The organism is Limnobacter litoralis (assembly GCF_030160455.1).
Taxonomy (GTDB): Bacteria; Pseudomonadota; Gammaproteobacteria; order Burkholderiales; family Burkholderiaceae_B; genus Limnobacter; species Limnobacter litoralis.
The window spans coordinates 64,446-90,379 of the sequence record NZ_BSOJ01000004.1 but is presented as its reverse complement, the minus strand read 5'-3'; the positions used below and the strand labels follow the sequence as shown (position 1 = coordinate 90,379).

23 protein-coding genes, 1 tRNA gene and 1 riboswitch are annotated in these 25,934 nt (G+C 55.1%); of the genes, 9 read left to right on the top strand and 15 right to left on the bottom strand.

Annotation, left to right across the window (positions count from 1 at the left end):
• Positions 1 to 9: 9 nt before the first annotated feature.
• The 3 genes from QQJ87_RS01370 to QQJ87_RS01360 form a co-directional block, all read right to left on the bottom strand.
• On the bottom strand, positions 10 to 504 hold the full coding sequence (locus tag QQJ87_RS01370; protein ID WP_284279504.1) for a DUF2778 domain-containing protein: 495 nt from the start codon (positions 502 to 504) through the stop codon (positions 10 to 12).
• A 316-nt stretch (positions 505 to 820) separates the two neighbouring features.
• On the bottom strand, positions 821 to 1,381 hold the full coding sequence (locus QQJ87_RS01365; RefSeq protein WP_284279503.1) for a flavodoxin family protein: 561 nt from the start codon (positions 1,379 to 1,381) through the stop codon (positions 821 to 823).
• Positions 1,382 to 1,394: 13 nt separating this feature from the next.
• On the bottom strand, positions 1,395 to 2,105 hold the full coding sequence (locus QQJ87_RS01360; protein ID WP_284279502.1) for a pirin family protein: 711 nt from the start codon (positions 2,103 to 2,105) through the stop codon (positions 1,395 to 1,397).
• 106 nt (positions 2,106 to 2,211) lie between these two features.
• Here QQJ87_RS01360 and QQJ87_RS01355 point away from each other — a divergent pair, with 106 nt between their 5' ends.
• Both QQJ87_RS01355 and gluQRS read left to right on the top strand, forming a co-directional pair.
• A complete protein-coding gene (locus QQJ87_RS01355) occupies positions 2,212 to 3,129 on the top strand; it encodes a LysR family transcriptional regulator (protein ID WP_284279501.1) in 918 nt (305 codons plus the stop codon).
• Positions 3,122 to 4,018, top strand: coding sequence for a tRNA glutamyl-Q(34) synthetase GluQRS (gene gluQRS, locus QQJ87_RS01350; protein ID WP_284279500.1), 897 nt, complete (start codon positions 3,122 to 3,124; stop codon positions 4,016 to 4,018). Before QQJ87_RS01355 ends, gluQRS begins: the two co-directional genes overlap by 8 nt.
• Here the strand turns inward: gluQRS and QQJ87_RS01345 are convergent.
• The 3 genes from QQJ87_RS01345 to QQJ87_RS01335 all read right to left on the bottom strand — a co-directional run bounded on the left by QQJ87_RS01345 (position 4,012) and on the right by QQJ87_RS01335 (position 8,295).
• Positions 4,012 to 5,571, bottom strand: a complete 1,560-nt coding sequence (locus QQJ87_RS01345; RefSeq protein ID WP_284279498.1) for a DEAD/DEAH box helicase — start codon at positions 5,569 to 5,571, stop codon at positions 4,012 to 4,014. The genes gluQRS and QQJ87_RS01345 overlap by 7 nt on opposite strands.
• A gap of 111 nt (positions 5,572 to 5,682) precedes the next feature.
• Positions 5,683 to 6,612, bottom strand: coding sequence for a D-2-hydroxyacid dehydrogenase (locus tag QQJ87_RS01340; protein ID WP_284279497.1), 930 nt, complete (start codon positions 6,610 to 6,612; stop codon positions 5,683 to 5,685).
• Positions 6,613 to 6,711: 99 nt separating this feature from the next.
• Positions 6,712 to 8,295: a GGDEF domain-containing protein gene (locus QQJ87_RS01335; RefSeq protein ID WP_284279496.1), complete on the bottom strand. Its 1,584-nt coding sequence runs from the start codon at positions 8,293 to 8,295 to the stop codon at positions 6,712 to 6,714.
• Between the two features lie 157 nt (positions 8,296 to 8,452).
• Between QQJ87_RS01335 and QQJ87_RS01330 the strand changes: the two genes are divergently transcribed.
• The 4 genes from QQJ87_RS01330 to QQJ87_RS01315 all read left to right on the top strand — a co-directional run bounded on the left by QQJ87_RS01330 (position 8,453) and on the right by QQJ87_RS01315 (position 12,411).
• Positions 8,453 to 8,539 (top strand) — tRNA-Leu (locus tag QQJ87_RS01330).
• 15 nt (positions 8,540 to 8,554) lie between these two features.
• On the top strand, positions 8,555 to 9,643 hold the full coding sequence (queA, locus tag QQJ87_RS01325) for a tRNA preQ1(34) S-adenosylmethionine ribosyltransferase-isomerase QueA (RefSeq protein WP_284279495.1): 1,089 nt from the start codon (positions 8,555 to 8,557) through the stop codon (positions 9,641 to 9,643).
• Between the two features lie 87 nt (positions 9,644 to 9,730).
• Positions 9,731 to 11,812 carry an ATP-binding protein gene (locus tag QQJ87_RS01320; RefSeq protein WP_284279494.1) on the top strand — a complete coding sequence of 694 codons (2,082 nt, stop codon included), beginning with the start codon at positions 9,731 to 9,733 and terminating at the stop codon, positions 11,810 to 11,812.
• The gene (locus QQJ87_RS01315; RefSeq protein WP_284279493.1) at positions 11,809 to 12,411 is read left to right on the top strand and encodes a response regulator transcription factor; all 603 of its coding nucleotides are present in this window, start codon (positions 11,809 to 11,811) and stop codon (positions 12,409 to 12,411) included. The genes QQJ87_RS01320 and QQJ87_RS01315 overlap by 4 nt, the downstream gene beginning before the upstream one ends.
• A 10-nt stretch (positions 12,412 to 12,421) precedes the next feature.
• Here the strand turns inward: QQJ87_RS01315 and QQJ87_RS01310 are convergent, their stop codons facing one another.
• The 8 genes from QQJ87_RS01310 to QQJ87_RS01275 all read right to left on the bottom strand — a co-directional run bounded on the left by QQJ87_RS01310 (position 12,422) and on the right by QQJ87_RS01275 (position 21,577).
• Positions 12,422 to 13,756, bottom strand: a complete 1,335-nt coding sequence (locus QQJ87_RS01310) for an MFS transporter (RefSeq protein ID WP_284279492.1) — start codon at positions 13,754 to 13,756, stop codon at positions 12,422 to 12,424.
• 165 nt (positions 13,757 to 13,921) lie between these two features.
• Positions 13,922 to 15,361 carry an NAD(P)(+) transhydrogenase (Re/Si-specific) subunit beta gene (locus QQJ87_RS01305; protein ID WP_284279491.1) on the bottom strand — a complete coding sequence of 480 codons (1,440 nt, stop codon included), beginning with the start codon at positions 15,359 to 15,361 and terminating at the stop codon, positions 13,922 to 13,924.
• A 26-nt stretch (positions 15,362 to 15,387) separates the two neighbouring features.
• Entirely contained in the window at positions 15,388 to 15,678 is a 291-nt protein-coding gene (locus QQJ87_RS01300; RefSeq protein ID WP_284279490.1) for an NAD(P) transhydrogenase subunit alpha part 2, read from the bottom strand.
• Between the two features lie 14 nt (positions 15,679 to 15,692).
• Complete coding sequence (locus QQJ87_RS01295; RefSeq protein ID WP_284279489.1) at positions 15,693 to 16,820, bottom strand: Re/Si-specific NAD(P)(+) transhydrogenase subunit alpha; 1,128 nt, start codon at positions 16,818 to 16,820, stop codon at positions 15,693 to 15,695.
• Between the two features lie 143 nt (positions 16,821 to 16,963).
• Entirely contained in the window at positions 16,964 to 17,752 is a 789-nt protein-coding gene (locus QQJ87_RS01290; RefSeq protein ID WP_284279488.1) for an ABC transporter ATP-binding protein, read from the bottom strand.
• Positions 17,749 to 18,699, bottom strand: coding sequence for a FecCD family ABC transporter permease (locus QQJ87_RS01285; RefSeq protein ID WP_284279487.1), 951 nt, complete (start codon positions 18,697 to 18,699; stop codon positions 17,749 to 17,751). The genes QQJ87_RS01290 and QQJ87_RS01285 overlap by 4 nt, the downstream gene beginning before the upstream one ends.
• 54 nt (positions 18,700 to 18,753) lie before the next feature.
• Entirely contained in the window at positions 18,754 to 19,662 is a 909-nt protein-coding gene (locus QQJ87_RS01280) for a cobalamin-binding protein (protein ID WP_284279486.1), read from the bottom strand.
• 1 nt (position 19,663) lies between these two features.
• Positions 19,664 to 21,577 (bottom strand): TonB-dependent receptor, encoded by a 1,914-nt coding sequence (locus tag QQJ87_RS01275; protein ID WP_284279485.1) that lies wholly within the window; start codon positions 21,575 to 21,577, stop codon positions 19,664 to 19,666.
• Positions 21,578 to 21,732: 155 nt separating this feature from the next.
• Positions 21,733 to 21,925, bottom strand: a riboswitch (cobalamin riboswitch).
• Positions 21,926 to 21,988: 63 nt separating this feature from the next.
• Between QQJ87_RS01275 and QQJ87_RS01270 the strand changes: the two genes are divergently transcribed.
• The 3 genes from QQJ87_RS01270 to QQJ87_RS01260 all read left to right on the top strand — a co-directional run bounded on the left by QQJ87_RS01270 (position 21,989) and on the right by QQJ87_RS01260 (position 25,287).
• Positions 21,989 to 22,504: an NUDIX hydrolase gene (locus QQJ87_RS01270; protein WP_284279484.1), complete on the top strand. Its 516-nt coding sequence runs from the start codon at positions 21,989 to 21,991 to the stop codon at positions 22,502 to 22,504.
• 9 nt (positions 22,505 to 22,513) lie between these two features.
• Positions 22,514 to 23,584 carry a tRNA 2-thiouridine(34) synthase MnmA gene (mnmA, locus tag QQJ87_RS01265; RefSeq protein ID WP_284279483.1) on the top strand — a complete coding sequence of 357 codons (1,071 nt, stop codon included), beginning with the start codon at positions 22,514 to 22,516 and terminating at the stop codon, positions 23,582 to 23,584.
• Between the two features lie 113 nt (positions 23,585 to 23,697).
• Complete coding sequence (locus QQJ87_RS01260) at positions 23,698 to 25,287, top strand: FMN-binding glutamate synthase family protein (RefSeq protein WP_431310063.1); 1,590 nt, start codon at positions 23,698 to 23,700, stop codon at positions 25,285 to 25,287.
• Between the two features lie 13 nt (positions 25,288 to 25,300).
• On the opposite strand, the gene QQJ87_RS01255 is transcribed toward QQJ87_RS01260, so the two are convergent.
• Positions 25,301 to 25,912: a glutathione S-transferase C-terminal domain-containing protein gene (locus tag QQJ87_RS01255; RefSeq protein WP_284279481.1), complete on the bottom strand. Its 612-nt coding sequence runs from the start codon at positions 25,910 to 25,912 to the stop codon at positions 25,301 to 25,303.
• Positions 25,913 to 25,934: the final 22 nt, after the last annotated feature.

Sequence of the window (25,934 nt, the reverse complement as noted above, 5' to 3'; positions counted from 1 at the left end):
GCGAACGAGTTACCGTTCACCACCCTTGATTCCGAATGAACTTACACAGAATTTTTTACAGGCTCCATAGGTTGTGTAATTCGTTCCCGGAATTTTTGATGGAACTGTTCCCTTTAAAATTGTCCGGAGCTTATGAAAGTCTGCATGACTCTCAACCGTAACACACCCCTCGCTGATCCCGGCAATACCCTTCGGATGCAATCTGAAGTTACCTCGTTTTACACTTTCACAGAAGGTCTCATCATCAATTTTTGTGTCAATGGCATAGAGAGCAAACCATTCCTTCTTGTCAGTGAAGAATTCTCTAACCGCACCCAAAAGGCCACCTGATTGCCGATCAATGATGTAGTAGCGGCCTTCTGGGATGGCCCCGAAATTAGGGTGACACACGAAATTTCTCTTGTTTACGTGACTGCCTAGGCCAGAGAATGCCGGAAAAGAAAATTGCTGAGCTTTGCTGGCACTCATCGGCAGGTTGTTTAGAGTGAACGAGCAGTCGATCATGGAGTTTTTTCCTGAGTTTTTCAGAAAAACGCCTATCAACTACTTCCAGGTGTTACAAACAGGTGATTCGTTCTGGCCATCAATTGCCATCAAAAGGGGGTATCAACCCTATTGCGACAAAGAACGAATTTAGGCGGTGCAGGTATTAAAGCAAAGAATGGAAGGCTTTTTGATCTGAAGGATAAACACCATAAACCGACGCAATCACATCCACCAGCGGTTGTGGGGGTGAGGGTTTCCAGGTGGGCCAACCCGTTTCGGAATCTTCAACAACTCCTCGAAGAGAAGAGGAGGTATTACCCCCTCTTGGACCGACTCAACCGCCCAGGCGCTTGGCGTACTCTGCCACACGGGCGCCATACAATTTTGCGGTTTCAAGGTCTTTGGCCGGGGGCGTGACCTCTGCAGGTGCATTGTCAGACTGGGTCATGACGCCCACCCATGAGCCTACGCGATTCAGCTCATTGGGGTCACCGGGTTTTTGAGCGCCGGGAATCGCATTGCCCACCCAGATCATGCCGTGTTGCATGGCAAAGGTCACGAAGTACTGCAGGGTGCTCAGCTTGTCACCACTCATGGACATGGAATTGGTGAACCCGCCTGCCACCTTGTTTTTCCAGCCCTGTGTAAACCACACCTTGCTGCTGGCGTCGGCAAACTTTTTAAAGTCGCCAGAGGCTCCGCCCATGTAAGTGGGCGCCCCAAAAATAATGCCATCGGCCTTCGCCAGCACATCCCAAGTGGCGTCATTCACTTCATTGACGTTCACCAGGTGGGCAGTGACGCCCGCCACGCTTTGAACGCCCTCTTCCACGGCTTTGGCCACTTTGGCGGTGTGGCCGTAACCACTGTGATACACAACTGCAACTGAAGTCATTTTGTTTCTCCTTTTAAGCGGGTAAATCGAACACCAACATTTCAGCCTGATCTGCCACCTCAATGGTCAAAGCCGACTCGTTTTCAATCATCAGCGCATCGCCTGTTTCAAGGGCAACACCATTAACCACCGCATGACCACGAGCCAGGTGCAGGTAGCCCTTGCGCACCGGACTGATTGCCAGCGTTTCGGTTTGCGCTTTCAAGCGGCCGGCATACACCTTGGCATCTTGATGAATGAAGGCGATCTTCAACTGCTCGGCCTGCGCCTCATCCCCCACCGCGATCAAACCGAGCCGACCTGTAATGGTGGCCAAGTCAATGTCGTGGTCTTTGTAGCCTGGGGCCACGCCGGTTTTGGCGGGTTCAATCCAGATCTGCAGCAAATGCGCCACATCCGTTTTGTGCGCATTCATCTCGGAATGTCGAATGCCCGTGCCCGCACTCATGCGCTGTATTTGCCCTGGCTTGATGGCGGACCCACCACCCAAACTGTCTCGATGACTCAATTCGCCATCCAGCATGTAAGTGATGATCTCCATGTCACGGTGACCATGGGTGCCAAAACCGGTTTGGGGCTGAACCCAGTCTTCGTTGATGACGCGCAAGGGGCCGAAACCCATGAATTTGGGGTCGTAGTACTCGGAAAACGAGAAGCTGTGATAGCTCTTCAGCCAACCATGCTCGGCGTAGCCGCGTTCTTTGGATTTTCTGATCTGAAGCATTTTCATCTCCTTGAATGTGTTGATTGAAGTGTAGGTGAGCACTGGAGTGCAAACAACACGTAGAATTTGACTCAGTTATTCAAATTTTTTGAATAGGACGAATGACATGAACCTTGAGTCACTGGCTTTGCTGGAATTGATTGAAAGCCGCGGCAGTTTTGCTGCGGCAGCCAGCGCCTTGAACAAAGCCCCGTCAGCCATCACCTATCAACTTCGCCAGCTGGAAGACTCCCTCGATCTGCTGATTTACGATCGCACGGGCCACAAGGCCCAACTCACGCCAGCAGGCAAGGTTCTGCTTGAAGAGGGTCGACGTCTGCTTGCCCAGTCGGAAGAACTCAAACAGCGCGTAAAGGCCACAGCCAGCGGCTGGGAGTCTGAACTTCGAATCGTCATCGACGGCCTGATTCCTTTCGAAAAAATGATTCCATGGATTCAGGCATTTGACCAGGCCTGCTCTGGCACTCGGCTTCGAATCAGTCAGGAAATTTTGTCAGGCACCTGGGAAGCCCTGTACTCCGGTCGGGCAGACCTGCTGATCGGCACCCATCTGGATCAAAACCAGTTTGCCGCCAACACGGGCCTGACTATCCAGAAGCTGGGAAAGGCACAGCTGGTCTTTGCAATCGCGCCAGGCCACCCGCTGGCGCAAGAACCTGAACCCATCAGCAACGAGACCCTGGCCAGGCATCGGGCCGTGGCTGTGGGCGACACCTCGCGCCAATTCAAACCACTCACTTTTGGCTTGCAAAGCGGTCAACATGTGTTAACCGTGCCCACATTGTTGGCCAAAGTGGAGGCTCAATTGGCCGGATTAGGCACGGGCTGGCTGCCCTGGCACCTCATCAAAGACCTGGTTACACAGGGCAAACTGGTGACCCGTAAAACGGAAGACACCTACCGGGAAAGCCCGCTTTGCTTTGCATGGCAACGCAACAAGCGTGGCAATGCACTGGCCTGGTGGACTGACTACCTGCGGGGCTGCAGCTTGAATCTTGCTGAGGATGCACCTGGCAATGTCTGAACACGCCCCCTACCGCGGACGATTTGCCCCATCACCCACCGGGCCCTTGCACCTGGGCTCGCTGGCCACCGCTGTGGGCAGCTATCTGGATGCACGCATTCACCAAGGCCAATGGCTGGTACGCATCGAGGACATCGACCCCCAGCGCTGCAAACCCGAATGGACCCAGCGAATATTGCACAGCTTGGCGGTGCACGGGCTTGTCAGTGATGAACCCCCTGTATTGCAAACCACCCGTACACCCGCCTACCAACGGGCCCTGAACGCGCTGAGCCATGCCGGACTGACCTACCCCTGCGCCTGCACCCGACAAGACATTGAGGCCGCCAACGCATCACGCGGCTTTGGGGAAAACCGGATTTATCCGGGCACCTGTGCACAAGGCATGCCCAAGGGAAAAACTGCGCGTTCGATCCGGTTTCGATGCCCGAAGGCGACCATTGAATGGCAGGACCATCGATTGGGCCAGTTTATTGACCTGTTGAGCCAGACCAGCGGCGATTTTGTGCTTTTAAGGGGGGATGGCGCGTGGGCCTACCACCTGGCTGTGGTGGTGGATGATGCCGCCAGTGAGGTTACGCACATTGTTCGCGGTGACGACCTTGCTGACACGACGGCCAGGCAACTGGCCCTGTTCGATGCGCTTCAAAAACCCAGACCCGCCTATTGGCACCTGCCGGTCATACTGGCGGTCGACGGGCAAAAATTGTCCAAGCAAACGGGTGCAAAGGCGCTAGATGACAACACCCCCGTGGACAACCTGAACGCGGTCTGGAAGCACTTCGGATTTGATGCGTTGCGGGCCAAGACGCCCGCGCAATGGCGGGAACTGGCTGCGGAGAACTGGGCGGTGTACCGCGCTAAAACGGCACACCAAACCAATTATTGACGGGGGCTACCGCCCAAGAGAAAGGCCACTGGCCCCGTTTGCTTGGTGGATTTGCCATTGGACAACTGACCACCTTGCTGGCGACTGCCTTCCTGCTTTGGCGGGTTGTTGTCTTTCTCTACGTAGGGCTTGGAGAAAATGTCATCCCGAACACGCCCCTGCGCCAGCTTGGCACGCAAACGCTCGTATTCAGCATCACGGTGAATGGGTGCGCGCTCGTCAGAACGCGTTGATCCGTAACCGGGCCCCTTGCGTTCACGACGCTCACGTGGGGCTGCTGCACTGCTGTCTTCTGAAGACCGAGGCCGGCGCTCTCTTGAGGCGGGCTCTGCGGAACGTGCATTGGCCGAAGGCGCGACAAAACCTTCCAATTGGCCCTTCGCGATGGGTTTGCCGATCAGCTTCTCGATGTCTTTGAGCGCACGTTCGCCCCCTTTGACAACAAACGAATACGCCACCCCCGTGGCACCGGCACGGCCTGTGCGGCCAATTCGGTGGACATAGTCTTCGGGCGTGGTTGGCAAGTCGTAATTGATCACGCAAGGCAAGTCAGCAATGTCCAGACCACGCGCAGCCACGTCTGTGGCAACCAGAACTGCCACTTCACCGGCCTTGAAAGCGTCCAGCGCCTTCATGCGCTCACCCTGAGACTTGTCACCATGAATGGCCGTGGCTGTCAGTCCCTCTTTTTCAAGGAATCGGGCCAGCCTTGCCGTGCCCAGCTTGGTGTTGCTGAACACGATCACTTGCGACATTTGCTTGCTTTTGATCAGGTGAGACACTGCCGCGCGCTTTTCTTCGTCGCTGTCGAGCGCAAACATCACCTGCTGAATATTCTCGGAGGTTGCATTGCGGCGGGCCACTTCGATCAGGGTCGGCTGCACCATAAAGCTTCGGGCCAGCTTCTGGATTTCAGGCGAAAACGTGGCAGAGAACAGCAAATTCTGGCGACTGGCGGGCAGCAAATTGATGATGCGCTGCAGGTCTGGCAGAAAACCCATGTCCAGCATGCGATCTGCCTCATCAAGCACCAGCACTTGCACTTGGCTTAAATTGATTGTCTTTTGTTGGACGTGATCCAGCAGGCGGCCAGGCGTGGCAATCACCAACTCAACGCCGCTTCGTAGCGCCTGTGTTTGAGGGTTCATGTCTACACCGCCGTAGATGACGGTGGAACGCAGCGGCGTGTGCTTGGCGTATACAAACACGTTGGCCGCAACCTGATCGGCCAATTCACGGGTAGGCGTCAAGATCAGCGCACGAACCGGGTGACGGGCTGGCGAGGTGCTCTCGGAAGCCAGCGGCATCAAACGATTCAGGATGGGCAGCGAAAAACCCGCTGTTTTGCCAGTACCGGTTTGCGCAGCGCCCATGACATCAACACCGGTCAATACGACCGGGATGGCTTTGGCTTGGATGGGTGTTGGTTTGGTGTAACCCTGTTCATCAATGGCTTTCTGGATGGACGGGTGCAGGCCAAAATCGGCGAAGGTGATCTCCGCCAAGGCTTTTTCATCGGCAATTTCAGCCGGGCTTAACTCAGATGAATTCATGCACGCATTCTAAGCCCAATTGATGCCTAAAAATTGTGCACCCCCTGGAAAATGTCGGTCGACCCGAATACAGGGGGTGATCTGTTCCATTATTGCAACAGCCGTCAGCGCTTAGAGTTGTTCGGCCAGAAAGCGGTCAATCTGCTTGACGGCAAGTCGCGCCAGGTTGGTTTGCGAAGCCTCCGTGGCCCATGCAATGTGGGGCGTAATGATGCATCGCGGGTGCTGCCAGCGAACCATCAGGTGATCCGGGGGCGGGGGCTCCTGCTCCAGCACATCGAGCGCCGCGCCCAACAGGTGGCCACTTTCAATGGCTTGTTTCAAATCTTCAAAATTCACCAGCGCACCGCGGGCTGTGTTCAACAACACGGCACCAGGCTTCATCATCTGAATCACTTTGGAATTGATCAGCCCGCGCGTCTGGTCATTCAGCGGACAATGCAGGCTGAGCACGTCGCTGCGCTTCAAACCCTCTTCAAAACTGATGTAACCTTCACGCACGGACGTGGCACCCATGCGTTCCAGGTGGAGCACATGCATGCCAAATGTGCGCGCAAAGTCAGCCAACTTTTGACCAATTGCGCCGTTGCCCAGAATGCCCAAGGTCATTTGGCTCAAGGTGCTCATGGGCAAGTCGTGCAAGCAGAAAAAACGCGATTTGCTCCAGGTGCCATCGTGCACCAAGGCCTGCCACTCGGGCACACGGCGCACCAATTGCAACAAACAGGCGAACGCATGTTCCGCCACGGCCTCTGGTCCATAATTGACCACGTTGCTGACGATCACACCGCGTTCGGCACAGGCCTGCTTGTCCACGTTGTCAGTGCCGGTGGCCACAATCTGGATCAACTTGAGGTAGGGCGCTGCGTCCAGCTCTTCAGCACCAATTTTGACCTTGTTGATGATCAGCACTTGTGCATCTGCGATTCGGGCCTTTACCTCGCTCTGGTTGGTGAAACCGTATTCAACCCAGGTGTTCGGGAATTCAGGTCGGGGAAGAGGCACACTCAGACTTTCGCTTTCAAGCCAGACAATTTTCATAAGGGAAGCAATGTGAAATGAACAATGCCCCTGATCTTAGCCCCGGCAAGCCACAGTTGAAAGTGGGGCAAACCATACAATACCTGTGCAGCGGCACGATCAGACCCGGGTCATTTCCTCACCGGTGTTGGTACTGCTGCTGGCGATTCGATAACAGTTCTTCCCGGCCCGTTTGGCAAAATACATTTGACGATCACTCAGCTCAAGCAGGTCTGTGACATTTTGCGCGTGCAGGGGATAAAGCGCTGCACCGATACTGCAAGTCACAGAAAGGTGATGGTTTTGCCGAATTCGCCCAAGCAATTTGTCTCTTGAAAATGCATCGATGATTCGCTCTGAAATATTCTTCATCAGCTGCATATTGGCTCGGCCGATGATGATTGCAAATTCATCGCCACCAAGCCTTGCCACCAGATCAATATTTCGGGTCGCCCCTTTAAGCAGGCTGGCCGAGGTTTTCAGAATCTGGTCCCCTGCCTTGTGCCCAAGGGTGTCATTCACAGCCTTGAACCCATCCAGATCGAGATACATGACCCCCAAAAGCTCGCCGGGCAACAAGCGCCCCAAGCGGCTTTGCAGCGTCATCTCGAAGCCTCGCCTGTTCAATACAGCGGTCAGTGGATCCGTTTCCACTTCGTTTTTCAGGTCTTCCACATTTTTCCGCATGCTGACGTCTTCAACGATCAACACGCCATGCGGCCCCTGAACCTTGTCGCGATAGATGGCAAATCGGAATTGCAGGGCCTGCCCATCTGTAAAGTCCAGCTCATCGGGTGCCTCATGATTGCGAAAATACTCGGTCATCAAATCATTCAGAATGACCTGCTGCTCGCGAACCACTCCGGCACGCTTCAACAAAACCGCCAGATCCGGACTGGAGGGTGCGGGTGAGGTTGTTTTCAGCATCCGCGCCAATGCCTTATTGACGTACTGCACATTGAATTGCTCATCGAGATAGGCCACGCCGCTGTTCAGTGATGACAACAGAAGATCCAGGCGATTTTTTTCCGCGATTGATCGCAGAGTGTTTTCTTCCATCAAACTGATCTGCAATTCAATGGCCTCGGTCATGTTGTTGAATGCCCACCCCAAACAGGAAAGCTCATCTTTGCCTTTGACATCAATTCGAACAGAAGTGTCCCCAGACTGTATCGCCCCAGCCTTCAGCCGCAGTTCAGTCAATCTTGCGCTTAAGGCATTGCCCAGGCCCAACAGCACCAGGCCACAGGCAAAGGCGCTCAGTACAAAAGCGCCCACCAAGAAAAAGACAAAATGATTTCGCTTGCCGAACACCTCGTCAGGATCAAACTCCACTTCAATTCGCTCACTGCCTCCCGGGGTAGCAAATGAATTCACCAATGAACTGGAGTCCAGCGAAGAAGTTCTCGGCTCCACAGACTCCCCGAGGGTGACCACAGGCTTACCGCTGGACGACAGCAAAGCCGCATAAACCAGGTCCTGTTTGAGCATGACCGTGTGCAAATATTGACGAATCACCTCTTCCCGTTTGCTCCCGGATTTCGACAACAAATTGCCAAGCTCTAGTTGCATGGTGGCCACATTGCCGTGCATGGCCTCCAAGGCGGCGTCCGTCATGTGCTGAAACTGGATGGCAGAGAACACCAGCCCAAAAAAGATCTGGGTCAGAAAGGTAGTAACTATCCATTTCCATTTGAATGACATGGTGCAAAGGGCAAACGCAAAGGTAACCGAAGCCTTCAGTATCAAGCACTGCAAATGGGCCGAACATCCCACGACAGGGTGCATTTCGGAAATAAATGCCCGCTTTCGCAGAATTCATTTGTTTTCACGAAATATTTTTGGCATAATCCACAACCTTGCCGAGGTGGCGGAATTGGTAGACGCGCTGGACTCAAAATCCAGTGATAGTGATATCGTGCGGGTTCGATTCCCGCCCTCGGCACCACTCCTGATTATTCAGATGAAACTGTCTGATTTCGATTTTCAACTTCCCGAAGAATTGATCGCGCAGCACCCCAGTCCGGTGCGTGGCATGTCTCGTCTGCTGGATTGCAGCAAGGCGCCCCAGTTTCGCGACAGACAATTTTCAGAATTGCCAGCGCTTCTTGATGCGGGCGATTGCCTGTTGCTGAATGACACCAAGGTCATCAAGGCACGCATTCATGCAGAGAAGCCCACTGGCGGCAAGCTGGAGGTCATGCTGGAGCGCATCGTGGATGATCGCCACTTCACGGCGATGATTCGGGCAAGTCACGCGCCAAAACCCGGTTCATACATTACCCTTGCCAATCAGGTGGAGGCCGAAGTGCTGTCTAAAGACGGCATGATGTACACGCTTCGCCTGCGCGAAGGGGGTGTAGATCTGCTTGAGTTGCTTGAAGCGCACGGACAACTGCCTTTGCCCCCCTACATTACCCACACGGCTGACGAGGAAGACGAAGCACGTTACCAAACGGTGTTCGCTGAAAAAGCAGGGGCGGTCGCTGCGCCCACCGCAGGGCTTCATTACACCCCCGAATTGCTGAGGCAAATTCGCGACTCTGGCGTTGAACTATTGAATTTAACGCTGCATGTCGGTGCGGGCACCTTTTTGCCGGTTAAAACCGACAACGTGGCTGAGCACGTCATGCACAGCGAGCGCTATTTTGTGCCGGGCCCAGTGGTCCGCTCCATCATTGACTGCAAACGTGCAGGCAAACGGGTGGTGTGTGTGGGCACCACGTCAATTCGGGCCATTGAAGCCTGGGCCACTGAAACAGGCTGCGACCTGAACACGCAAGCCGGCCTGGCGCGTGCCGAGCAGTACGCAGACAAAGGCCACCACGGCGACACCGATATTTTCATCACACCGGGCTACTACTTTAAGGTTGTGGATTGCCTGCAAACCAATTTTCACTTGCCCAAAAGCACCCTGCTGATGCTGGTCAGCGCTTTTGCAGGCAAAGACAACATCTTCAAAGCTTACGCGCACGCCATCGAACAGAGGTACCGTTTCTTCAGCTACGGCGATGCCATGTGGTTAAACCGCGCCACCAACAAGGTAAACTGAACTTTACTTACATTGGCAAACCAGCCCTGCTGGTCAATCACCGTGACGCACTGGCGAAAATACCGTACCTTGCTTGGGCTTGTCCTCTTGGCACTTTCGCTGGTGGCTCTGGCGGGACAATGGGCTGTCCGTCGGGAAATCCAGCTCAAGCTACAAGCTCTGAGACAAACTTCTGACACAACCGTTCTCGGCATTCGCGGTATTGTGGCAAGGCACGATTATCTGCCGTACGTCGTTGCGCGACAACCCTCTGCGGCCGCGCTGCTGGAAAATCCGCACGATTCGCAACTTCAAGACAGCGTGAACCGTTACCTGCTTGACCTTCAAACCACCACAGGTGCTGCCGCCCTCTTTCTGATCAATCGCAAAGGAGTCACCTTGGCCGCGAGCAACGCCGGGCAACCCGGCAGCTTTGTCGGTGAATCGTACCAACAGCGACCCTATTTTCAGGACGCTCTTCACGGGAAGCGAGGCCTGTTTTTTGGCCAGGGCCTGACCACAGGCATACCCGGGCTGTTCATCGCCGAACCCGTCTGGAAGCAAGGCGCGGTGGTGGGTGTCGTTGCCATCAAGGTCAGTCTGGAATCGCTAGAAAAAACCTGGTCGGGAAGTACCACGCCCATCCTCTTGCTGGACAGCCGGAACATCGTGTTTCTGAGTTCTGTGCCCGAATGGAAGTATCAAAGCGAGCAAGCGCTCACAAAGGCTGATCTGCAATGGATCAACCAACACAGTCAATATGGGTCAAGAACCTCTTTCGAATTGTTGCCTTGGAAAATCAAGCTGGCGGGCGATGGTCCCATGTCTATTTTGACCACGCCCTTGAACGGCAAGCAGAGACAGTTTTTAAGTTTGACAACCCCGCTTGATGAACTGGGATGGCGTCTTTTAATCACTAGCGACTGGACTGAAATACAGCAAGCCAAAAGAGAGGCCCAAATCATCGTGGGCTTGCTTTGTGTGGTGTTCGTTCTGGGTGGGCTTTACTGGCGATTGCGAGAAAAACAGTACGCCGATCAACAGCAGGCCAAAGAGGAACTGGAAAGCCGAGTGCGACAACGCACCCGTGAACTCGAGGACGCACACGCGTTTCAAAACGCCATGGAAAACTCCTTGGTGGTGGGCATGCGTGCCAGAGACCACGATGGCAAAATCATCTATGTGAATTCGGCATTTTGCCAAATGGTTGGATACCGCCAAGACGAGCTGCTGGGCACCTTGCCACCCTACCCTTACTGGCACCCGGATGAACTGGACAGACACCTCCATGAAAGCAATATGGTTTTGCAAGGCAAGGTTACCAGGCAGGGTTTTGAATCGAAAATTCGACACAAAGACGGCCATGAAGTGCTTACCATGGTGTACACAGCGCCGCTTGTGAATGCGGCAGGCCAACCCCAGGGCTGGATGAGTTCGGTAGTCGACATCACGGCGCAACGCCAGGCTGAAATGCGGCAACGAGAACAAGAGGCCAGGCTGCAACAAAGCGCGAGACTGGCCAGCCTGGGTGAAATGGCCTCCACCCTAGCCCATGAACTGAACCAGCCCTTGATGGCCCTGTCCAATTTCGCACTTGCAACGCGTGCCATGGCCAGTTCTGCGCCGCCCGACATGTTGTTGGTGATGGCGCTGGACGAAATCGTAGGGCAATCCAAACGAGCCAGCGAAATCGTCAAACGGGTCCGGGCGTTCATCAACCCCAACCCCAAGTCTTATGAACTGGTGAACGTTCAAGCGGTTGTCCAGCAAAGCCTAAACATCATTAAATCCGAATTGGAACGATCGGCAGTGCATGTCCACACATGGTGGGATGAAGACTGCTCGGCTGTGCGGGGCGACGACATTCTGCTGGGCCAGGTGGTCACCAACCTGCTTCAAAATGCATTTCAGGCGGTGCAGAACCAGCGGATTGACAGCCGGCACATCCATGTTGCATGCACTCAGACAGGCCAATCGGTTCAGATTTCCATACAGGACAGCGGGCCGGGCGTGTCCACTGCCATCATCGATCAGGTGTTTTCACCGTTTGTCAGCACCAAACCAGAGGGCCTGGGCCTTGGTCTAAGCATTTGCCGAACAATCGTGGAAGCCCATGGAGGGCGAATATCCGTTGAAAACCACCCTGACGGTGGCGCCGTCTTTTCAATTTCATTGCCCATCACCTCATGAAACCAGATCCGCTTACCCTGTATGTGATTGACGACGACGAAGCCCTTCGTCGCTCGATGATTCTCCTGCTGTACTCACAGGGCCTTGCGGTGCAATGCTTTGATTCTGGCGAAGCATTTTTTCAATCCGTGGATGTACACAAACCAGGCTGTATCATTCTGGATTTGCGCCTGGATGGCATGAGTGGCCTTGCCATTCTGGAACAGCTTCGCAATCAGCGCAGCCCAATGGTGACGCTGTTTTTGTCGGGGCATGGCGACATTCCCACCGCACTTGAAGCCATGCGACAGGGCGCGCACGACTGGGTTGTCAAACCCGACACTGAGCAACTGCTTGCCAAGCTGCCAGCAGCGATGGAATCGGCCAGAGAGCGAAGCAGCGCACAAACACGGTGGAGCGAACTAACACCCAGGGAAAAAGAAGTGGCGAGACTGGTCGGGCTTGGCCACACAAACAAAGACATTGCCCGAACCTTAAACCCGCCGTGCAGCCCAAGATCGGTTGAAACGCACAGGGCCAACATATTCGACAAGCTCGAGGTCGGCAACGACAACGAGCTTGGGCGATGGATCACCAGACACAGTTGGTTGATTCTTTAAAGACACAAACTTATTGATCGGCGTCCAGCAGAGACCTTGAACGGGTGTCCCGCATGAACCAGCACACCAGCAAGGTGCATGCAATCACGGCAGTGGCATACCAGTAAAAGCCGCTTTGATGTCCCGCCTTTTTGAACCACAGGGCGACATATTCAGCCGATCCACCGAAAATGGACACCGCGAATGCATACGGCACACCCACGCCCGTGGCGCGAATGGACGCGGGGAACAACTCTGCCTTCACCAAAGCGTTGATGGAGGTGTAACCCGACACAATCAGCCACGCACAACAAATCAGCGCGAAAGCCGACCAGGGTCCGCTGGCGTGCTGTATGCCTGTCAGCAGCGGTACGGTGAACAGGGTTCCGCACAGGGCAAAACCAATCAGCAAGGGTTTGCGGCCAATGCGATCGGAAAGTGCACCATACAAGGGCTGAAGGCACATGGCGAACACCAGTGACGCAGCAGACACTGCCGTGGTTTGCACTTCGGTCAGGCCGACCGACAGACGCAGAAATTTTTGCATGTACACCGTGTACACATAAAAGGCCAGCGTGCCACCCATGGTGAAGCCAATCACAATCAGCGACTCTTTGGGGTAACGCAAAAGTTCTTTGAATGAACCTGTTGCTTTTCCGGCTTTGCGGGCAGCCTGAAAAGCATCGGTTTCCGGCAGGTCATGCCTCATGCGCAGGGCAACCAGGGCAAGGGCGGCACCGATCAAAAAGGGAATTCTCCAGCCCCAGGCGTGCAACTGTGTGGAATCCAGAAACAGGTTTTGCAAAGCCATCAACAACAGCAATGCCAGCAGTTGCCCGCCAATCAAGGTGACATACTGAAAACTGGAATAAAAGCCACGATGCCGGGAGGTGGCCATTTCGGACAAATAGGTGGCACTAGCGCCATATTCACCCCCCAGGCTTAAACCCTGAACCAGCCGGGCCAGCAACAAAATGATGGGCGACCAAATACCGACAAGTTGATAGGTGGGAGCGCAAGCAATCATCAACGAGCCAAAACACATCATCAACACCGAAACCATCAAAGCAGTGCGGCGTCCATGCCTATCCCCCAGATAACCAAACAGAAATCCACCTACAGGGCGAACCAGAAACCCGAGGGCAAACACCCCCGCGGTGGACATTATTTGCGCGGTGGTGTCCTGGGCAGGAAAAAACGCACCGGCAAAGTACAGGGCAAAGGCGGCGTAGCAGTAAAAATCAAACCACTCCACCAGGTTGCCCGACGATCCCACAAAAATGGCCTTCAATCGCGTGGCGCTGATTTTTTCAGCGCGAGTGGCACTTTGCACACCCGGATTGTGGCTACCGACTACATGACTCATTGTTGTCTCCTGTTGAAATACAGATTTCCGAGTATCCACAGGTAAACCATCAGCCACATCCGTCTGATTCCACAGCCCTTTCTGCGTAAAATTACGGAGATGAAATAAAACGCCCCGACCGGAAGGGCCGAGGCGCATTGGCAAAAGCCAGACTAGAACGAGGATTTACTCCACCGCCTTCACCATGTCTTCAATGACCTTCTTGGCGTCACCAAAGACCATCATGGTCTTGTCCATGTAGAACAACTCATTGTCCAGACCCGCGTAACCTGCGTTCATGGATCGTTTATTCACAATGATGGTCTTGGCCTTGTAAGCTTCCAGAATGGGCATGCCTGCAATCGGGCTCTTGGGGTCGTTTTTGGCAGCCGGGTTGACCACGTCGTTCGCACCCAGAACCAGCACCACATCCGTCTGACCAAATTCGCTGTTGATGTCTTCCATCTCGAAAACCTGGTCGTAAGGCACCTCGGCTTCAGCCAGCAGCACGTTCATGTGGCCAGGCATACGACCAGCCACAGGGTGAATGGCGTATTTCACCGTCACACCATGCTCGGTCAGTTTTTCTGAAAGTTCTTTCAGCGCATGCTGCGCGCGCGCAACCGCCAAACCATAACCTGGAACAATGGTGACAGTTTCAGCGTTGGTCAGCAAAAAGGCCACATCATCAGGCGAACCTGACTTGACGGGGCGCTGTTCGGCCTTGCCACCAGTTGCCGCCTCGGCGTCGCCACCAAAGCCCCCCAGAATCACGTTGAAGAAAGACCGATTCATGGCCTTGCACATGATGTAACTAAGAATGGCACCCGATGAACCCACCAAGGAACCCGCGATGATCAACATGCTGTTGTTCAACGAGAAACCGATGCCCGCTGCAGCCCAGCCCGAGTAGCTGTTCAGCATGGAAACAACCACGGGCATGTCTGCACCGCCAATTGGAATGATCAGCGTAACGCCCAAAACAAAGGCCACCAGTGTCATCACGACGAAAGGGGTCCAGCTTTGGGTCATGAAGAACACAATGCCGGAACCAATCATGACGATGCCAAGCACCGCATTCAGCGCATGCTGACCCGAGAATCGAACGGGTGCCCCCTGAAACAGGCGGAATTTGTACTTGCCGCTGAGCTTGCCAAACGCGATAACGGAGCCGGAAAAGGTGATTGCACCAACAAACGTGCCCAGAAACAGCTCAAGCCGGTTGCCTTGGGGAATCTCGGCGATGCCCGCAGGCACAATGCCAAAGGCCGCAGGCTCGGCCACAGCCGCAATGGCAATGGCCACCGCTGCGAGACCAATCATGCTGTGCATGAATGCCACCAGCTCGGGCATTTTGGTCATTTCGACCCGCTTGGCCATGATGGTGCCCACAGAGCCGCCAACCAGCAGACCGATCAACACGAAGGTCATGCCTTGTGCGAAATGCTCAGACTGCAACTTGTAGATCAGGGCGATGGTCGTCAGCACCGCGATGGCCATACCCACCATGCCGAAGGCGTTGCCTTTGCGGGAGGTGGTGGGGTGTGAAAGGCCCTTCAAGGCCTGAATAAAACAGACTGACGCAATCAGATACAGCAGCGTCACGGTGTTCATACTGAGATGCATATTTTCTCTCCTGTGCGCTCTGTGAATTATTTCTTCTTCTTGAACATTTCAAGCATGCGGCGCGTCACCAGGAACCCGCCAAACACGTTGACTGCCGCCAAAGCGACGGCCAAGGTGCCCATGAAACGACCAAGATCGGTCACAGTCAGCGCCGCGGCCAGCATTGCACCCACGATGATGATTGCAGAAATGGCGTTGGTCACAGCCATCAAAGGTGTGTGCAAAGCCGGGGTGACGTTCCAGACCACGTGATAACCCACGTAGATGGCCAGAACAAAGGTAATCAGGTTTGTTACTGTGTGGCTTACGATGTCCATGTTCAGCCCGTCCTTTAAGCGTTTTTGCGTTTCAATTCACCGCCAGTGCACATCAGGCAAGCGGCGACGATGTCGTCTTCCAGGTCGATCTTGAACTGGCCTTCCTTGTCAAAGACCAGTTTCAGGAAATCGAGAATGTTGCGTGCATACAGGGCCGAGGCATCGGCAGCCACCATGGCGGCCAGATTGGGGTAACCCACGATTTTCACGCCATTGACATCCACCACCTCGTTGATGCGGGACAGCGGGCAATTGCCACCCTGCTCCACCGCCAAGTCAACAACGACAGAACCCGGCTTCATCTGTGCCACGGTCTCTTCGTGCAGCAAGGTAGGGGCCTTGCGACCAGGAATCAACGCGGTCGTGATGACAATGTCGCTCTTGATGGCACGTTCGTGCACAGCCTGCGCCTGCCGCTTCATCCAGCTCTCGGGCATTGGGCGTGCGTAACCACCGACACCTTCGGCGCACTCGCGCTCTTCATCGGTCTCGAAGGGAACGTCCACAAACTTGGCCCCCAGCGATTCCACCTGCTCTTTGGTCGCAGGGCGCACATCAGACGCTTCGATGACGGCACCGAGACGCTTTGCTGTGGCGATGGCCTGCAAACCAGCCACACCCACCCCGAGAATCAAAACGCGCGCCGCTTTGACGGTACCCGCCGCGGTCATCAACATGGGCATGAAACGCTGGTATTCGTTGGCCGCGACCATGACGGCCTTATAGCCTGCGATGTTGGCCTGTGAGGACAGCACGTCCATGCTTTGTGCACGCGAGGTGCGAGGTGCCGCTTCAAGTGCGAAGGCGGTCAACCCGGCCTTGTTCATGGCTTCAAGCCCGGCCGCGTCGAATGGGTTCAGCATACCGACCACGATTTGGCCCGCGCGGTAGGCAGAAATTTCGTTTTCAAGGGGTGCGCGCACTTTCAGCAGCATGTCGCAACCGGCCAATACATCCATGGCCCGGTCGACAATGGTGGCCCCGGCTGCCGCATACGCTTCGTCGGTAATCGCGCTTGCCAGCCCGGCGCCAGATTGCACGAAAATCTCGTGCTTTTGGCCCACCAGTTTCTTGACGGTTTCGGGCGTCGCAGCCACACGCGTTTCTCCGGCCCTGGTTTCGGCCGGGATTCCTATTTTCATGGAATTTCTCCTATCTGGAAAAGCGCATTGAAATGAACAAATTGGCATGGACTATACCATGCCTTTACTCGGGTAACTACGTAGAAGCCACAGCAACAAACGCTCAGAGCCCCAAAATTAAAGGCTCTCGGCAGTACTAGAGATTAAGTGTAATCATCGGCGACTGGAAAATAGAAATGCGCCGGACGTACAGCGCCGATTGCGCAATCGTACACCCTGGACAGCACCCCTGCATCACGAAACAGGCTGACGGGTCCGGTCAGGTGTTCACCGCTTGGCATCAGTGCCAGGCAATGGGATGAAAATTGAAGCGCCATGTTGGGGTCGTGGCTAACCCAGACCACTGCACCGCCTGCCTTTGCAGCCCAAGGCTTGAACAGGCGCACCAAATCCACCTGGTGATGCCAGTCCAGCTGCGACAAAGGCTCATCCAGCAGCATCAGGCTGGCCTGCTGCACCAAGGCGGCAGCCATACTGACCCGCCTTTGCTCACCACCCGACAAAGACTGAAAAACACGAGATTCGAATCCTTTTAAACCGACCTGCTCAAGCGCCTCTGACAAGAGTGCAAGGTCCTCTCTGGATTCCCAGCCCAGCGTGCTGCCGTGTGGGTAACGGCCCACCAACACGCGCTGGGCGACGGTGCATTCAAAAGGCTGAAAATCCTGTTGTGGCATCCAGGCGACCATTTGTGCGCGCTCTGCCCGGCGGTAGCTGGTTGGCGCTTTGTCTCGCCAATTCAGCTCGCCTTGCACCTGAAAAACGGCAGGCATGGGCAAATGGGCCAAATGCCGCAACAGCGCGCTTTTACCTTGACCGCTAACCCCCAGCACGGCCCACACCTCGCCGGCGTGAACCTGCAAATTCAGCCTGTCAAGCAAAAGCCGGGAACCACAGCGAAGTGACAGGCTATGGGTTGAGAGAACCGTCATACCCGCCCCCGCCTGGCCAACAACACAATGAACAACGGCGCACCGACCATGGCGGTGACCACCCCCACCGGCAGTTGAACGGGCGCCAGGGCCACCCGAGACACGCAGTCTGCGAGCATCAAAAACACACCACCACCCAGCGCAACGGCTGGCACCAGCAAGCGATGGTCTTGCCCCAGCAGGAGACGCAACACGTGCGGCACCACCAAGCCCACAAAGCCGATCATGCCGCCTGCGGCCACCGCGATGCCCGTAAACAAGGCAGACATCCAGTAAAGACGGTGCCTTGCCGAGCGCACCGACACCCCTAGGCTAAAGGCCACATCGTCGCCCATCGACACCACATTCAACATTCGGGCCATCGGCAAGGTCAGCAGCAACATGAGCACCCAAGCCAGCATCAAAAGACCGGCATGCCCGCCCTCAAGCTCACCGAGCAGCCAAAACACAAGCCCCCTGAAACGCCCTTCGGCCGCAAAGGTCAGCAACAATGAGACAAAGGCGCTGCAGAGCGCCGACATCGCCACGCCGGTCAACAGCAGGCGCTCCATCGTGACAACACCTCGAAAACCGGACAAGCCGAACACCAAAATGATGACCACCAGAGCACCCAGTGCAGCCCCTGCCGGCAACGCCCACGCGAACACGCCTGGCAACAACAGCGCCAGCGCGATGCCGCCCAAGCCGGCCCCACCGGAAACGCCCAAAATATAAGGGTCAGCCAGCGGGTTTTTCAACAACACCTGCATCAACAATCCGGCGACGCCAAGAAGTCCGCCCACGCAGAAAGCCGTCAACACGCGGGGCAAACGCAGATTCAAAAAAATCTGCAGCTCGAGATTGTCGCCCTTCAACTCGCCTTGCCACCACAGTTTGGCCAAGGACCAGACAGACACCGAGCTGCTGCCCACCTGCAAGGCGATCACGAATGCCAGGAGGCTGATCAATGTGAGGACACAGATCACCCAAACGGCCCGACTTGCCGCCTTATTCACGCCCGCTTACCCATGTGAATCAACCCCTGCCCTTGAACGATAACCGTCCAGTATTGTGCACACCCGTTGCGCGGCATTCAATAACCGCGGGCCGTTGCGCACCAGAATGTCTTGAGGAACGACGGCGATGTGTTGCCTGGCCACCGCAGGAACCGCAGTCCAGCGAGACCACTGGGCCATCAAACGATCAAGATCACTGGTGCCTCCACTGGACAAAATGACATCGGGGCGAGCTTGAACCACCGCCTCAACCCCAATGGTGGGTGCCAGGGTTTTTAAATCCTTGAAGACATTCGTACCACCACACATTTGAATAATCTGGCTGACCACATGGCTTCCGCCCAAGGTCATCAGCGGATCTGCCCAAACCTGATAAAAAACGCGCAATGGCTTTTGCCTACGATGGGATTGGGCCAGTGCATCGAATGAGGCGAGCCATCGATCAGCAAGCTCGTCCGAAGATGCAGTCAAGCCCAACAAATGACCCAACCTTTTCATGTTGGAAGCCACCGCCTGAATCGATTGGGGTTCGCTGACAAACACAGGAATGCCCAGGTTCGCCAGTGTGTTCAACTGGTCTGGCGTGATGCCCGACTTCCAGGCCACAACCAGATCGGGGTGCATCAGGGCCAAGCGCTCCAGATCCACCCTCAGATAATCCCCCAACTTCGGCAGCTGGCGCATTTGAAGTGGAAAGTCGCTGGCAGAATCAACCCCCACCAACCGGCTTTCAGCGCCCAGAAAGGCCAGTATTTCGGTGGCGTGCGGCGCCAGCGACACCACACGCTTCACTTCGCCCACACACACCTGTCGACCCGCATCGTCTCGTTCACAGACCGTTTGAGGTGCAGCCCACACCGGCGTAAGCACAAACAGGCCGAAAAGGACGAACAGACGTGAGCAAACATTTCGCATGTCAGTAACTGACCTTCATCGTCAAATAGTACGCGCGGCCTGGTTCGGGATAAAACCCTGTGTTACCAAAGGCATAGGCGTAATAATTGCGATCAAACAGGTTGGCGATTCGAAATGACCAGTTGACATCCTTCACCCTGTATCCAAAGTCCAGATCCAGTAGCGCAAACCCCGGAATCATCGACGTGCTGTACTTTTGGGAAATATCGCCACCGGGTCGCTGGTTGGATTGAGCACGCAGCACCGCACCGCTCGAAAAGCGATCCGTCCACAGGCGAGTCAGACTGGCAGTGACCTGATTGGCGGGCACCAGCGGCAAACGCCCGCCAGCGCGCTGACCTACGCGAAACTCTGAATCCAGGTATTGATAAGACACACTGCCCAGAGTGTGAGTGTCCAGGTTGCCTTTCCAGGACAGTTCAGCACCACGTCTGCGGGTTTTGTCCAGATTGGTGTTTGAACCAAATGCGCCCACGGTTGGATCAAACAGGATCTCATCGTCCAGATTCATCACGAACAGGCGGGCGGTGCTAACACCGTGCGCATTGGTGTGCCGCAAACCCACATCCATCTCGCGTGAAATTTGTGGCTTCAGAAAATCGCTCGTGGCAAAGCCATTGTCATCAATGTTGGGCAGTCGATAAGCCCTGCTCAACTTGGTGTAAACCGCAGTGTGGGTTGACCATGCGTAAGTTGCCCCCAATTCATTGGCCACCAGCGAATAGGTGTGATTCAGCGTGCCGCGCGTTTGCTCCGATCTTGCCACGCGAGATCCCAGATTCAAACGCCATTGGGGATTCAGCGTCCAGTCGTCCAGCGCATACAGGGCGGTGCTTTGCTGATCCGCCGGGAGCGTGTCAATCGTGGATTCATGGATGGTCCAGTTCTGCTGCTCAAACCCGACCCTCACTTTGTGGCTTCCAAGCGCCTGAAAACCGAAGTTTGTGTATGGGTTGATTTGATCCTGAACAATTTTGCGGGTCACGTTAAAACCGCCAAACACGCCCACCGCAACCTGCTCTCGCCGGTTCAGGGAAAGCCCCAGCTCGGACTGACCAAACTGCTTTGCAAGGTAAGCCGTGTATGCATTGCGATTAAAAACACCGTAGTCATTCGGATTGTTGGTTGACCGTGGGTTTTGCTGCGCTTGCGACAGACTTAACGAACCTGGAAACCGGTTGTTCTGCCCGTCAAACGACACAGATGCGCCTGCTTTGTAGTCACCCTGCGAAAAATCAAGCGTAGCGCCTGCCTGATCGTAACTGGCTTCGCTGTTGGCACGATAGCCATTGGTGGAGGCCTTGGATCCGTTCAAACCCAATGAAAACGCACCCAACTGTTGCCGAAAAGCAAGATCCAGTTCTTGAGTGTTGAATGAGCCATACGACGCAGTTGCATCAAAAGCAGGCTTGTCGCCCGCCGCACCCTTGCGTGTGGTGATGCGCACCACACCACCTGAACCGCCATCGCCGTATTCAACGGATGATCCTCCCCGGATAACTTCGATTGATTCAATGCTGCTCAAAGGAATGTTGGAATACCTGGGATTGGCCTGCTCGTTTTCATTCAGGCGAATGCCGTCCACCACGACGACCACGTTGTTCTGTGCCGTGTCGCCAAAGCCACGCAGGTCAATGGTTCCATTGCGACTGCCATCCAGCGCCGGGCGAACATTCACGCCCCCCAGGGATCGCAGCACGTCACTGAGCGTTGTGTAGGGCGAGTTTGCAATCTCTTCGCGGGTGATCACCGTGTCGGCGATCGGTGTTTCCAGCGATTTCTGGTACGGGGTGGGCGCCGTCACATACACAGGGGGCAACGATTGGGCAAAAACAGGGGTACAGCTGAACGTGGCAAGCATGAGAAAGCCCGTGCGGCCACAACGCACACGCTTTGGTTCGTGAAAAGAAAACAAGGAAAAAACTCCAGTGAGCCCGCACCCGCCGTACGGACAAGTTCAATTCACTGCGAAAAACAGACGAAGGCGCACACACGGCCAAGGGCGAAGAAGCACACCTGCGCACTGCCGACCCGCAGCACCAGTTGCCCGCCTGACACAGGTACAATCCATCAGGCTGAACAGTCAAGGCCGGTATCCGGGCTTGAGAGTCTTGATTCATCGCCTTCCCAGCATTTAAAACCAGTGGCAAAAAGATGAACCCGCACTCTCACACCGTTGCGGGGGCAGCGCAGGCCTTACACCTGCTTCCCGTTTAACTTTGCCCAAAAGATGGGCAAAAGCACCCTAACCCTGCTATTCTAACGTGTTTTTCATCAACCGCCGGGGCGCAGCAGTGGCTTCGCACAACCCTGAAAAGCCTTAAACATGTCAGACGTTTGGAAACCCAGTGTCACCGTTGCCGCCATTGTCGAAAAAGACGGCAAATTCCTCATCGTTGAAGAACACACCACTGACGGCATCAAGTTGAACCAGCCAGCCGGTCACCTTGACCCGGGTGAAGCGCCAGAAACAGGTGCCGCACGCGAAGCGCTTGAAGAATCGAAATGGGATGTCAAACCCGTGGGCTTGCTGGGCATTTACATGAGCCGCTACACCAGCTCACGCACCGGCGAAGACGTCACTTACCTGCGCTTTGCATTTGCGGCAGAAGCCCTTCGGGAACACCTGCAACGCGAGCTGGATGAAGGCATTATTCGCGTGCTGTGGATGACCGTTGACGAACTTCGCGCCACACAGGATCAACACCGAAGCCCGCTGGTCATGAAATGCGTGGAAGACTTTCTGAGCTGGAAAGCCGGGCGAAGCGCCATTCTTCCCCTTGAGTTTGTATACACACACCCCAGCGTACTGGCAGGGCCTCTGCCCGCTGGGCAATCGTAATTAAGCGGCATGAAAAAAACAGTGGTAATTGGCCTGTCGGGGGGCGTGGATTCCTCCGTTTCAGCCTGGCTTCTCAAAGAACAGGGTTACGAAGTCATTGGCCTGTTCATGAAAAACTGGGAAGACGATGACGACTCCGAGTATTGCTCTACTCGCCAAGACTGGCTGGATGCAGTCAGCGTAGCCGACCGGATCGGGATCGACATCGAGGCGGTCAATTTTGCGTCGGAATACAAGGACCGGGTTTTTTCGGTGTTCTTGAGCGAATACTCGGCCGGGCGCACCCCCAATCCCGACATTCTTTGCAACAGCGAAATCAAGTTCAAGGCTTTTCTCGACCATGCCTACCAACTGGGCGCCGACTACATTGCCACCGGCCATTACGCCCGTGTTAGACAGCAGGGCGACGAATTCCAGTTGCTCAAGGCGATGGACCACACGAAAGACCAGTCTTACTTTCTGCATCGCTTGAATCAAAGCCAGTTGTGTCGAACCCTGTTTCCTTTGGGTGAAATTCCGAAGACACGGGTGCGCGAGATCGCCCATTCACTGGCGTTGTCCAACGCCGCGAAAAAGGACTCCACGGGCATTTGCTTCATCGGTGAAAGGCCCTTCCGGGAATTCTTGAATCGCTATTTGCCCACCAAACCCGGCCCAATCCTGAATGATCAAGGCCAACAGATCGGTGAACACGTGGGCCTGAGTTTTTACACCCTTGGCCAGCGCAAGGGCATCGGCATTGGCGGACAAAAAGCCGGCAATGGCGAGCCCTGGTTTGTCGCGCGCAAAGACCTGCACAACAATGCACTGTATGTGGTGCAAGGGCATGATCACCCCTGGTTGCACAGCCAGCACCTGAAAGCAGAACAAGTGCATTACATTGCGGGCAGGGCCCCAGATCACGGGCGGCTTGCAAGCAAGACGCGTTACCGGCAAAGTGATGCTGCGTGCGTATGGACGCAACCCGACGCAGAGCACTTCGAATTGCAGTTCGATGTGCCTCAATTTGCGGTGACCCCAGGCCAGAGTGCCGTGCTTTACGATGGGGAACTTTGCCTGGGTGGCGGAATCATTACCTAGGTTAAACACACATGAGGCAGGCCTTGAAGATCGAAACCCCAAACGAACCGAAACGCCAAGCCAAACAACGCAACCACCCTTTCAGAACCTGGCCGGTCGGGCTTCACGCCCGCATGTCGACCTTCTATTTCTGCGCCTTGGCGACCCTGTTTTTTACCTGGCAAACAATCCACTTGGGGCGTGACTATCGAATACCGGCGGGGGTCTTCTTGGCACTCACCCTGCTTGGCCTGCTTGACCGCCTTCAAACCAAACAGTCCATACGGCGAAACTACCCGGTTTTGGGTCACATGCGCTTCCTGCTCGAATTCATCCGACCGGAAATTCGGCAGTACTTTTTTGAATCCAACACGGACGCCGAACCCTTCTCTCGCAACCAACGGTCGCTGGTGTATCAACGGGCAAAATCAGTCACCGACAAGCAGGCATTTGGCACACAACTGGACCTTTACACCACCGGACGGGAGTGGATCAATCACTCCGCCGCACCCGTCAACCACCATGAGTCTGAGTTTCGCGTCAAATTCGGGGGCCCCGATTGCAGCCAGCCCTATGAAGCCTCTCTGTTCAATATTTCCGCGATGAGCTTTGGCGCCTTGTCAGCCAACGCAATTCGTGCGCTCAACAAAGGCGCGCACATGGGCCACTTTGCGCACGACACCGGGGAAGGCTCCATTTCACCCTATCACCTTGAATACGGCGGCGACCTGATTTGGGAATTGGGCAGTGGCTACTTCGGCTGCAGAACACAGGATGGGCGATTTGACCCTGAACAGTTTGCCAGGCAGGCCAGTCTCAAGCAGGTCAAAATGATCGAAATCAAGCTGTCACAAGGGGCCAAACCCGGCCATGGCGGCGTTTTGCCCGGCAGCAAAGTCACTCGGGAAATTGCCTTGACTCGGGGCGTACCGGAAGGGGTTGACTGCGTGTCACCGGCAGCCCACAGCGAGTTTTCAACGCCACTTGAGCTGATGGCGTTCATCAAGCGATTGCGAAATTTAAGTGCGGGCAAGCCCATTGGATTCAAATTGTGTATCGGTCATCCTTGGGAATGGTTTGCAATTTGCAAGGCCATGCTGGAGACCGGCATTCGCCCTGACTTCATCGCCGTGGACGGTGCCGAAGGTGGAACAGGTGCCGCGCCTGTCGAATTCGCTGATAACATGGGCTACCCCTTGCGGGAAGGATTGGCGATGGTGCATCACACCTTGGTGGGACTTGGTTTGCGAGACGAAATCCGGATTATTGCTTCTGGCAAAATCGTCAGCGCCTTTGACATTGCGCGCGCCTGCGCCATGGGGGCCGACACGTGCAACAGCGCGCGCGGTTTCATGTTTGCCTTGGGTTGTGTGATGGCACAAGCTTGCCACACCGGTAATTGCCCGACCGGCGTTACCACGCAAGATACAGACCGCCAAAAGGCGCTGGTGCCTGAAAACAAGGCTGAACGCGTCTTCAACTTTCACAAAAACACCTTGAAAGCCTTGGGGGAGTTGTTGGCTGCGGCGGGTGTTTCACACCCTGAAGAGCTCACCCCGCATCACATTTCGCGTAGGGTCAGCGAACACGAGGTGCGCCTGCTTTCTGAGATTTATCCGCAGGCAGAGCATCGGGAAATTCTGGAAGGCAAGCGCAGCACCAAAATGCTGGAGCGGTATTGGGACAAGGCAAGCGCAAGCACATTTGCCTTGCCCAGGGGCTAAAATGCGGCCCTTTTTATTCAGGCTTGGTGTTCTCAAAGCTGGGGCGACAGGCCAATCGCTCTGAGTACTCTTTCAATTCTGGGTACAGTTCGCGCCAGTTGATTTCGGGCATGCGCAGGTCCAGATAAAACAGGCTGCATCCCACTGAAATGTCAGCCAGACTGAACTGCTCAGTCAGGTAAAAACCGGGCGTCGTTTTAATGCGATGTGAAATCCAGCCCAGCGCATTGTGAATTTTTTGCACTTGGCGATCAATGAATGCTTGGCTAATCTGACCTTCGGTGTGAAACCGCTTCTCAACAATGGTGCCCACAGCAGCCTCGGAAATACCGGTTCCCAATGCCTCCATGGTACGAACCAGCGCACGCAGGCGCGGGTCTGTTGGCAACAGGGGCACAGTTGGCATCATGTATTCCAGCATGCCGGAAATGACAGTCGAATCAAACACAGTCTGACCACCGTCCAGAATTAGACAAGGCACCTTGCCCAACGGGTTGTGGTCCGCAATGCGGGTCTCTTCGTCCCACACGTTTTCCAGCACAAACTCAAACGGAATTTCTTTTTCTTGCAGTTGTACGCGAATCTTTCTGACGAAAGGACTGGTGGTTGATCCTACTAACTTCATGGTCAATCTCCTAAATACAATC

Coding starts and splice junctions, on each gene's coding strand:
- QQJ87_RS01370 (WP_284279504.1), bottom strand. CDS start 504: ATGATCGACTGCTCGTTCACTCTAAACAACCTGCCGATGAGTGCCAGC.
- QQJ87_RS01365 (WP_284279503.1), bottom strand. CDS start 1,381: ATGACTTCAGTTGCAGTTGTGTATCACAGTGGTTACGGCCACACCGCC.
- QQJ87_RS01360 (WP_284279502.1), bottom strand. CDS start 2,105: ATGCTTCAGATCAGAAAATCCAAAGAACGCGGCTACGCCGAGCATGGT.
- QQJ87_RS01355 (WP_284279501.1), top strand. CDS start 2,212: ATGAACCTTGAGTCACTGGCTTTGCTGGAATTGATTGAAAGCCGCGGC.
- gluQRS (WP_284279500.1), top strand. CDS start 3,122: ATGTCTGAACACGCCCCCTACCGCGGACGATTTGCCCCATCACCCACC.
- QQJ87_RS01345 (WP_284279498.1), bottom strand. CDS start 5,571: ATGAATTCATCTGAGTTAAGCCCGGCTGAAATTGCCGATGAAAAAGCC.
- QQJ87_RS01340 (WP_284279497.1), bottom strand. CDS start 6,612: ATGAAAATTGTCTGGCTTGAAAGCGAAAGTCTGAGTGTGCCTCTTCCC.
- QQJ87_RS01335 (WP_284279496.1), bottom strand. CDS start 8,295: ATGTCATTCAAATGGAAATGGATAGTTACTACCTTTCTGACCCAGATC.
- queA (WP_284279495.1), top strand. CDS start 8,555: ATGAAACTGTCTGATTTCGATTTTCAACTTCCCGAAGAATTGATCGCG.
- QQJ87_RS01315 (WP_284279493.1), top strand. CDS start 11,809: ATGAAACCAGATCCGCTTACCCTGTATGTGATTGACGACGACGAAGCC.
- QQJ87_RS01310 (WP_284279492.1), bottom strand. CDS start 13,756: ATGAGTCATGTAGTCGGTAGCCACAATCCGGGTGTGCAAAGTGCCACT.
- QQJ87_RS01305 (WP_284279491.1), bottom strand. CDS start 15,361: ATGCATCTCAGTATGAACACCGTGACGCTGCTGTATCTGATTGCGTCA.
- QQJ87_RS01300 (WP_284279490.1), bottom strand. CDS start 15,678: ATGGACATCGTAAGCCACACAGTAACAAACCTGATTACCTTTGTTCTG.
- QQJ87_RS01295 (WP_284279489.1), bottom strand. CDS start 16,820: ATGAAAATAGGAATCCCGGCCGAAACCAGGGCCGGAGAAACGCGTGTG.
- QQJ87_RS01290 (WP_284279488.1), bottom strand. CDS start 17,752: ATGACGGTTCTCTCAACCCATAGCCTGTCACTTCGCTGTGGTTCCCGG.
- QQJ87_RS01280 (WP_284279486.1), bottom strand. CDS start 19,662: ATGCGAAATGTTTGCTCACGTCTGTTCGTCCTTTTCGGCCTGTTTGTG.
- QQJ87_RS01270 (WP_284279484.1), top strand. CDS start 21,989: ATGTCAGACGTTTGGAAACCCAGTGTCACCGTTGCCGCCATTGTCGAA.
- mnmA (WP_284279483.1), top strand. CDS start 22,514: ATGAAAAAAACAGTGGTAATTGGCCTGTCGGGGGGCGTGGATTCCTCC.
- QQJ87_RS01260 (WP_431310063.1), top strand. CDS start 23,698: ATGTCGACCTTCTATTTCTGCGCCTTGGCGACCCTGTTTTTTACCTGG.
- QQJ87_RS01255 (WP_284279481.1), bottom strand. CDS start 25,912: ATGAAGTTAGTAGGATCAACCACCAGTCCTTTCGTCAGAAAGATTCGC.